Source organism: Actinoplanes sp. NPDC048791, from assembly GCF_040650095.1.
Classification (GTDB): Bacteria; Actinomycetota; Actinomycetes; order Mycobacteriales; family Micromonosporaceae; genus Actinoplanes.
Window position 1 is genome coordinate 1 of the sequence record NZ_JBEZGQ010001194.1, and the last position, 2,340, is coordinate 2,340.

A 2,340-nucleotide genomic window follows, 5' to 3' on the forward strand; every position below is an offset into this window, starting at 1 on the left:
CCGGCCGCCGCCCGGACGGCCACGACGGGCCTGGCCGCCGCCCTGCTCCTCGACCGGCTCGGGCACCGGGGACACCGGCGCGCTGTAGGTGCGCTCACCCGGGGCGAGCTGCGCGAGCAGCGCGTCGCCGGGACGGGCCTTGCTGGTGGTCGGCCTGATGCCGGCCTTGCGGGTGAGGTCGCGGACCTCACTCTGCTGGTCGTCGGTCATCAGCGTGATGACCGTGCCCTGCGCGCCGGCCCGGGCCGTACGCCCGGAGCGGTGCAGGTACGCCTTGTGCTCGACCGGCGGGTCCGCGTGGATCACGATCGCGACGTCGTCGACGTGGATGCCGCGGGCCGCGATGTCCGTGGCCACCAGCGTCTGCGCGCTGCCGTCGGAGAACGCCGCCATGTTGCGGTTGCGGGCGTTCTGGGCGAGGTTGCCGTGCAGCTCCACCGCGGGCACGCCGGCCTGCACGAGCTGGCGGGTCAGCGTCTTGGCGCGGCGCTTGGTGCGGGTGAACACCACCGTGCGGCCGGGGGCGGCGGTCAGGTCGACCAGCACCGGGAACCGGTCGTCGTGGCGGACGTGCAGCACGTGGTGGGTCATCTCGATCGGGGCCTCGGCCGCCGAGTCGACGTGGTGCGTGACCGGCTTGTGCATGAACCGCTTGACCAGCACGTCCACGCCGTTGTCCAGCGTCGCGGAGAACAGCATCCGCTGGCCGTTGCTCGGCGTGCCGTCCATCAGCCGCCGGACCACCGGCAGGAAGCCCAGGTCGGCCATGTGGTCGGCCTCGTCGAGCACGGTGATCTCGACCGCGTCCAGGCTGGCGTAGCCCTGCTGGATGTGGTCGGCCAGGCGGCCCGGGCAGGCGACCAGGATGTCGACGCCGGCCTTCAGGCCCTTGATCTGCGGGTTCGCGCCGACGCCGCCGAAGACGGTGAGGGTGCGCAGGCCCATGGGCGCGGCCAGCGGGGCGATGGTCGCCTCGATCTGGGTGGCGAGCTCGCGGGTCGGGGCCAGGATCAGCGCGCGGGGCCGGGTCGGCCGTCGCGGCGACTTGCTCTCGGCCAGCCGGGCGAGCACGGGCAGGACGAACGCGTACGTCTTGCCGGAGCCGGTGCGGCCACGGCCGAGCACGTCGCGCCCGGCGAGCGAGTCCGGCAGCGTGGCGGCCTGGATCGGGAAGGGGGTGGTGATGCCGAGGTCGGCGAGCGCCGCGGCAAGCTTCGTGGGCACGCCGAGGTCGGTGAACGAGGACATGTAGGTGTGAACTCCGTAAGTCTGAAGGGGTCGTCCTGCCCGGCGCAGACCTCACGGGTCGCGGCGCGTGGTGGTCGATCCAAAGGCGGCCCGAGGCAGAACTGGGCGGGCCGCGAGATCAAGTGTACGCGCTGGTGCACCGCAACCCCGCCGCACCCGACTGTGACCCTCCCTGCACCCCGCGACCCGCACCGTTTCTCCTCAGTGCCGGACTCCCCCCGCCGGCCGGTATCCGAGGAGAGACCCCCATGAGCGGTGCTGTTGTCTTCGACCGCCGTCGCGAGGACGTCGTACGGGCGCACATGCCGCTCGTCGGTCATCTGGTCCGCGAGATGCTGGCCCGGGTGCCCGCCCACGTCAACCGCGACGACCTGCTCTCCGCCGGGTACGCGGCCCTGGTGGCCGCCGCCCGCGGCTTCGACGAGGAGCGTGGTGTGCCGTTCGCCCGGTTCGCGGCGGCCCGGGTCCGCGGGGCCCTGCTGGACGAGCTGCGCGGGCTGGACTGGGCCAGCCGGTCGGTGCGGCAGCGGGCCCGGCGTACGGACACCGCCCGCCAGGAGCTGACCGCCGAGCTGGGCCGGACCCCGACGGCGGCCGAGGTCGCCGCGCACCTGGGCTGCACGGTGGAGGACATCGAGTCCGCGGACGACGACGTGGCCCGGGCCGTGGTGTTCAGCCTGCAGGGCTTCGCCACCGTGGGGGCCGACGACATGGTGACCGAGCCCAGCGCGGGCCCGGAGGAGCTGCTGATCCGGCGCGAGCGGCTGGGTTACCTGCGGCACGCCATCGACGTGCTGCCGGAGCGGCTGCGCGCGGTGATCACCGGTTACTTCTTCGAGGAGCGCCCGATGGCCCGGATCGCCGAGGAGCTGGGGGTCACCGAGTCGCGGGTGTCGCAACTGCGGGCCGAGGCGCTGGCCCTGCTCAAGGACGGTCTGAACACGCACCTCGATCCGGCGCTGGCCGCTCAGAGCCCGGTCAAGGACGGTTGCGTGGCGCGGCGCCGGGCGGCGTACTACGACCAGATCGCGACCCGCGGCGGGCTGCGCGACCGGCTCGCGCTGACCAGCCCCGACGGTCTGCCGGTAGCGG

Annotated in this window: 2 protein-coding genes; one reads left to right on the top strand and one right to left on the bottom strand. The window is 73.8% G+C overall.

The features are described from left to right. Positions 1 to 1,248: DEAD/DEAH box helicase (locus AB0C29_RS44195; protein ID WP_360833765.1), on the bottom strand; the 1,248-nt coding region annotated here is incomplete at its 3' end. A 248-nt stretch (positions 1,249 to 1,496) separates the two neighbouring features. Between AB0C29_RS44195 and AB0C29_RS44200 the strand changes: the two genes are divergently transcribed. Further along, positions 1,497 to 2,340: sigma-70 family RNA polymerase sigma factor (locus AB0C29_RS44200; RefSeq protein WP_360833767.1), on the top strand; the 844-nt coding region annotated here is incomplete at its 3' end.